Below are 5597 nucleotides of genomic sequence, written 5' to 3'. Positions count from 1 at the left end.
GCTAGGGTTTTCCCTGAAAAATCACAAGCGGATGAAATGCTCACGGTAATGGGCTAGCTCGTCAATGGATTCGTGCACATCGGCCAAGGCGGTGTGCTTTTGTTGTTTCTTGAAGCTGGCATACACCTCGGGCTTCCAGCGGCGTGACAGTTCCTTGAGCGTGCTCACGTCCAAGTTGCGGTAGTGGAAAAACGCTTCCAGCTTGGGCATGTACTTGACCAAGAAGCGCCTGTCTTGGCTGATGGTGTTGCCGCACAGTGGAGAGCTGTTTTTGGGCACGTACTTTTTCAGAAAGGCCAGGATCAGCTCTTCGGCATCGGTTTCGCTGGTGGTGGAGGCCTTGACCTTGTCGATCAAGCCACTCTTGCCGTGTGTGCCCTTGTTCCATTTGTCCATTTGATGGAGCAGTTCGTCGCTTTGGTGAATGAGCAGCACTGGTCCTTCAATGCGCGGGCTCAGGTGTGGACCGGTCACGATGACAGCGATCTCCAGCAGGCGTTCTTTTTCGGGGTCCAGGCCTGTCATTTCGCAATCTATCCAGACCAGATTCTTGTCGGATTTGAGCAGTTCTGCGGCATCAGCCGTTTCCGGGGCGGAGGGGGGGAGGTTCACTTCAGACATGGCAAGATTGTCGCTGATGATGGCAAGCCGCTTGCCCCACTGCGTGCGACCAAGCCTGGCTTTGCTGGCCGTGCGGCCAGGGCCAGCGCCTTGGCTGCGCAAGCCCTTGCCTAGCAGGGCCGTGCAGGCCCGCTTCTACAATAGGGTCATGAATCCATCCCTGACTCTGACCCTGACGCTTGTGCTGGCCTTGCTGGCCCATGTGGCGCTCAAGTTCTGGCTGAACGCCCGCCAAGTGCGGCATGTGGCCCAGCACCGCCATGCCGTGCCGCAGGCGTATGCCCAAACCCTGTCGTTGGCCGACCACCAAAAAGCCGCCGATTACACCCTGGCCAAGGCCCGTTTGTCGCAAATCGACATCGCGCTCGATGCGGCGGTGCTGCTGGGCTGGACGCTGCTGGGCGGCCTGGATGCCTTGAACCAGGTGTTGCTGGAGGCGATGGGGCCAGGCATGGGGCAGCAAATCGCACTGGTGCTGGGCTTCACTTTGGTCGGTGGTGTCATCGGATTGCCCTTGTCGCTCATGCAAACTTTTGGCGTGGAGCAGCGCTTTGGCTTCAACAAGATCACGCCCGCCTTGTGGCTGGGCGATATGACCAAGGGGCTGGTGTTGGGTTTGGTGCTGGGCCTGCCGCTTTTGTGGGTGGTGCTGTGGCTCATGCAAGCTGGGGGTGCGTGGTGGTGGCTGTGGGCCTGGGGTGTGTTGGTGGGCTGGCAGTTGTTCTTGATGGCGATTGCCCCCAACGTGATCATGCCGCTGTTCAACAAATTCACGCCCTTGGACGACGACTCGCTCAAGGCCCGTGTGCAGGGCTTGATGCAACGCGCAGGCTTCACCGCCAAAGGCTTTTTCGTGATGGATGGCAGCCGCCGGTCGGCGCATTCCAATGCTTTTTTCACAGGCTTTGGGGCCAGCAAACGCGTGGTGTTTTTTGACACCTTGCTCAAGCAGTTGACTCCGGCCGAAATGGAAGCGGTGCTGGCCCATGAGTTGGGCCACTTCAAGCACAATCACATCGTCAAAATGATGGCGACCAGCTTTGCCATGACGCTGGCCGGTCTGGCGCTGCTCGGCTGGCTGGCGCAGCAGGTTTGGTTTTACACGGGTCTGGGCGTGATGCCCAATTTGTCGGGCAGCAACGATGCGCTGGCGCTGGTCTTGTTCATGCTGGTCACGCCTGTGTTCAGTTTGTTCTTGGCTCCCCTGTCGTCCTGGCGTTCGCGTCAACAAGAGTTCGAGGCCGATGCCTATGCGGTGTCGCAAACACCGGGGGCTGATTTGTCTTCGGCTTTGCTGAAGCTCTACCAAGACAACGCATCGACTCTGACGCCTGACCCGTGGTACGTGAGGTTCTACTATTCGCACCCCCCAGCCAGCGAGCGTTTGCTGAGGATGAAAACAGCATGAGCGCTCAAGACGTGAGAGCCCTCAAGCCCACAGAGATCATCATGGGGCTGAGCCAAATTTCGGGTTGGGGCTTGTCGGGCGACGGCGACAACATTGCCATCGAAAAAACCTTTGAGTTTGCCCAACACACACATGCGCTGCTGTTTGTGAACAGCGTGGGCTGGTTGTCTGAAAAGCTCAACCACCACCCGGAGCTGGTGCTGACCTACAAACGTTGTGTGCTGCGCTGGAACACGCACGATGTGCGTGGCTTGAGCCGTCTCGACTTTGAAGCGGCCACGCAAACCGATGCCTTGCTCCCGGCATGATGCGGCATGAGTAAACCCAAAACACGTCAGGCGTCCTCTCCAGCGGCCGATCTGTTGGCCAGTCTGGAGCCCGGTCTGGTGGTAGCCACCTATGGCCGCCATTGTTTGGTGGAGACACCCGAAGGCCGACGCCTGATTTGCCACCCGCGTGGCAAGAAAAATCAGGTGGTGGTGGGCGACCAAGTGCTTTGGCAAATTGCGGGCGACGAAGGCAGCATTGAAAAGCTGCAGGCGCGTCGCAACCTGTTTTACCGGCAAGATGAAATCCGAACCAAATCGTTCGCGGCCAACTTGGACCGTGTGCTGATCCTTATCGCGGCCGACCCGGAGTACTCGGAGAGCCAACTCTCTCGTGCCCTGGTGGCCGCCGAAGCCGAACGCATCACGCCCATCATTGCGCTCAATAAAAGTGATTTGGCCCAACCCTTTGCGCAAGCCTGGGAGCGCTTGGCCCCCTACCGCGCCATGGGTTACAGCGTGATGCCCATCAGCCTCAGCCCGCGCAGCCCAGTGGACGACGACGGCGTGGCCGCTTTGTGTGCACTTTTGCAGGGGCTGACCACACTGGTTTTGGGGCCATCTGGCAGTGGCAAGAGCACGCTGATCAACCGCTTGGTGCCCGACGCTCAGGTGGAAACAGGCGAAATTTCGCTGGCGCTCAACTCGGGCAAGCACACCACCACCAGCACTCGCTGGTATTGGGTGCCCGCACTGGATGCATCGGCTGAACAGGGTGCTGCACGCACCGCCTTGATCGACTCACCGGGTTTTCAGGAGTTTGGTCTGCATCACATTGAGCCCACGCGCTTGGCCGACTGCATGCCCGATTTGCGCCAGCATGTGGGTGGCTGCAAGTTTTACAACTGCACGCATTTGCACGAGCCCGGTTGTGGCGTGCTGGCCCAGGTCGAAAACGCGCAGCATGTTGGCACCATCAGCGTGCGGCGGCACCGCATTTATGCGCAGCTGTTTGATGAGCTGAGCCAACAGCGCTGGTGACGCGCCCTGGGCCTTCAGCCCACCAAATTGGCCATGGTCAGCAAGGCCAGCAACAGCAACCACAAGATGACGGTGCGCCAGACCAAGCCCACCACTTGCGCAAAGTGCGACAGGTTGGCTTCCCGCCCTGGGGTGCTGCTGCTGCCGGGCGTGGCCACAGTGTCCGATTCTTCAACGGCGGGCTGCAAAGCAGCGCCACCCAAACGGATGTTGATGGCACCAGCGGTGGCCGCCAGAATCACCCCATCGTTGTCGGTCGGGAAGTTTTGTGCGTGGTGACGCCAGCCGTCCATGGCGTCTTCAAAACTGCCCACAACGGCAAAGCCGACAGCGGTCATGCGCGAAGGCAACCAGTCGATGGCTTGCCAAGCCCTGGCGGACACGGAGCGCAAGACCTCGCTGGGCAATGAGCCGTCAGAGGAGGGTGCGTGCCAGCGGCGTTGCGCGAATTCCGTGAGCCGATAGATGACCGCACCCACAGGACCCAGGCCGATCAAGGACAAAGCGGCGTACCAAAAAAACACGCCAAAAACGTGACGGTGCGCGGCGATGATCGAATACTCGATCACATGCCGAACGATTTCACTGCGCGGAATTTGACCGACTTGCACTTGCTGCCATTGCGCAAGCAATTCGCGTGCGGGGTCTTCGTCACCGTTTTCCAGCGCCTCGCGGATGCCTGTGAAGTGGTGGCTGAACTGGCGAAATCCCAAGGTCACGTAAAGCAAAGCCACGTTCCACAAAATGGCCACCCACCAACCCAAGCCAAATGCCAGCAGCCAATGCACCAAAACAACCAATAGGGCAGGGCCAAGGATGGTGATGCCCCAGGTGATCCAGGCTTGTGGGCGGGTGCCTGCGTCAAAGGTCCGGGCCATCCATTTGGCCCAGCGGTTGACGGCAGCGAACACCTGATTGTGGGTCTTCAGAGGTCGAACTTGTTCCAGCACCAGGGCCAGCAAAATGGCAAAAAAATTCATGGCATTCTCACAGCGACGGGGAGGCCGCTAAAAAACGGTAAAAATTGCGCAGCATGCCGGCTGTTGCACCCCAGATGAAGCGCTCCACCAACTGAACGTCGCCATTGGCGGCCATGCGGTTTTCTTGATAGGGCATGGAAAACCATTGCCGCTCAGCCCCTTGCCAATCCACGGCGTGCCGATGGTGGTTGGCCGGGTTCATCAAAAATGACAAGGGCACCTCGAACACATCGGCCACCTCATCCGGGTTGGGCTGCAAGTCGAAGTCAGGCGAGACCAAGCCAATGACCGGGGTGACCCAAAAAGACGTCCCCGTGACATAGACCGGTAACTCACCGATGACCTGGACGTGGCGGGCCTCCAGCCCCACTTCTTCATGGGCTTCGCGCAGCGCCGTGGCCTGCATGTTGCTGTCCTCGGGATCCACCTTGCCGCCGGGAAAGGCAATTTGACCGGAATGGGTGTTCATGTGGGCAGCCCGTCGGGTCAGCAGCACTGTGGGCGTCGAGGCGTTGGCCCCGCGCATCACGATGGGCACCAGCACCGCCGCGTGCGCAGGCGGGCGGTCAGATGCGAAGTTTTCTCTGGTGATTTCAGGCTGCCAGACCGGGGGTTGCGCAAATCGCGCTTTCAAAGCCTCGGGTTGAAGCAGCGAACACGGCACGGCAGGCATATCGTGATCGATTTGCCATGCAGGAACTTGTCGGGGATCAAAGCGTGAATTTTTAAGCACAGGCAGTATTTATAACCCACGCGGGCTGACCCGCTGGCGACCTGTCGCCATGGACCTGAACGCCGCCGCTCGGATGGCCTGTCAGCGCGGGTTGGTGGGCTTGACGCCGTAAAATGAAAAGGTTGCGTTATCTAGCAACGTTACAGCTCTTAATCATACGGATACAGCCCATTCATGAAACGCGAATATTTTTCTCACGACGCCCGTTCAGAGCGCCGTTTTGGCGACCACCGCAGCGGCACTTGCATGGCCCTGATCGACGGGCGATTTTTGATCTGGCTGGCCCAGCAAGGGGCCATGGGTGCCACGGGCGAGTCTGTCAATCGCCAGGGACTGCTCAGCTTGTTGTCGCAGGCCTTGTCTCAAGCGGCGTTGGATGTGGATTTGCGCCGCATTTATTGGTACAGCGACCGCTCGGATGGCCTGGTCATCGACGACCAGATCGTGCGCTTGGTGCAAGCCCATGACGCGGATGGTGGTGCGTCTTTGTTGCGATCCTTGGGCCACGACCTCAAGCAACTGGCCGATCACCATGCTTGTGACCATGT

6 protein-coding genes and 1 pseudogene are annotated in these 5597 nt (G+C 59.2%); 4 read left to right on the top strand and 3 right to left on the bottom strand.

Features of this window, described 5'->3' with window-relative positions; translation table 11 throughout:
• Positions 1–21: 21 nt before the first annotated feature.
• Positions 22–621: an oligoribonuclease gene (gene orn / locus Q0341_RS12625; RefSeq protein ID WP_299513908.1), complete on the bottom strand. Its 600-nt coding sequence runs from the start codon at positions 619–621 to the stop codon at positions 22–24.
• A 148-nt stretch (positions 622–769) separates the two neighbouring features.
• Between orn and Q0341_RS12620 the strand changes: the two genes are divergently transcribed.
• The 3 genes from Q0341_RS12620 to rsgA are packed head-to-tail and all read left to right on the top strand — an operon-like array spanning position 770 to position 3336.
• Positions 770–2029, top strand: a complete 1260-nt coding sequence (locus Q0341_RS12620) for a M48 family metallopeptidase (RefSeq protein ID WP_299513906.1) — start codon at positions 770–772, stop codon at positions 2027–2029.
• Positions 2026–2337 carry a 4a-hydroxytetrahydrobiopterin dehydratase gene (locus Q0341_RS12615; RefSeq protein WP_299513903.1) on the top strand — a complete coding sequence of 104 codons (312 nt, stop codon included), beginning with the start codon at positions 2026–2028 and terminating at the stop codon, positions 2335–2337. The genes Q0341_RS12620 and Q0341_RS12615 overlap by 4 nt, the downstream gene beginning before the upstream one ends.
• A gap of 6 nt (positions 2338–2343) precedes the next feature.
• On the top strand, positions 2344–3336 hold the full coding sequence (gene rsgA / locus Q0341_RS12610; RefSeq protein ID WP_299513901.1) for a ribosome small subunit-dependent GTPase A: 993 nt from the start codon (positions 2344–2346) through the stop codon (positions 3334–3336).
• 14 nt (positions 3337–3350) lie between these two features.
• Here the strand turns inward: rsgA and Q0341_RS12605 are convergent, their stop codons facing one another.
• Positions 3351–4316, bottom strand: a complete 966-nt coding sequence (locus Q0341_RS12605; protein WP_299513899.1) for a CobD/CbiB family protein — start codon at positions 4314–4316, stop codon at positions 3351–3353.
• Between the two features lie 7 nt (positions 4317–4323).
• A complete protein-coding gene (locus Q0341_RS12600) occupies positions 4324–4989 on the bottom strand; it encodes a CoA pyrophosphatase (RefSeq protein ID WP_299513897.1) in 666 nt (221 codons plus the stop codon).
• 234 nt (positions 4990–5223) lie between these two features.
• Between Q0341_RS12600 and Q0341_RS12595 the strand changes: the two are divergent.
• Positions 5224–5597, top strand: a pseudogene (locus Q0341_RS12595) (hypothetical protein); the annotation flags it as partial.

The organism is uncultured Limnohabitans sp., assembly GCF_937889215.1.
Classification (GTDB): Bacteria; Pseudomonadota; Gammaproteobacteria; order Burkholderiales; family Burkholderiaceae_C; genus Limnohabitans_A.
The sequence above is the reverse complement of the archived record's forward strand: the minus strand, read 5'-3'. Positions and strand labels throughout refer to the sequence as shown.